This is a genomic window from Halomonas sp. PBN3, from assembly GCF_000475415.1.
Lineage (GTDB): Bacteria > Pseudomonadota > Gammaproteobacteria > Pseudomonadales > Halomonadaceae > Halomonas > Halomonas shengliensis.
The window spans coordinates 1-352 of the sequence record NZ_AXCA01000071.1; the positions used below are offsets into that span (position 1 = coordinate 1).

The window sequence follows — 352 nt, forward strand, 5'->3', positions numbered from 1 at the left end:
GCCGGAGCTGGTGAAGTCGATATCGTTGGCGATGTCGCTGGAATCCGAGGCCATGCTCACCAGCATGCGGGTGACCACGTTGACCTGGCGCAGCTGCCGGGTCAGCAGCTCGGCGGTCTTCTCCTCGCGCACCCGCAGCATCACCAGGTTGTTGAAGTTGCCGACCACCTGGCCGGCCTTGGCGGCGTTGCCGATGCGCGCCTCGATGTCGGAGAGGGTCTGGGTGTAGGCGGTGACCTGGATGCCGGCGCCGCCCCCCTTGTTGATGAGCGGGATGAACTCGTCGCCCATCAGCTCGTTGAACTCGTCGCAGTGCAGGTTGATCGGCACTTTGCCCATGCGCTTGCCGTTC

General features: G+C 64.8%; 1 protein-coding gene. It reads right to left on the minus strand.

What is annotated here, in order from left to right; all coding sequences use genetic code 11:
* On the minus strand, positions 1-339 hold a 339-nt coding region (locus tag Q673_RS23155), incomplete at its 3' end, for a TraM recognition domain-containing protein (RefSeq protein WP_442778049.1).
* Positions 340-352: the final 13 nt, after the last annotated feature.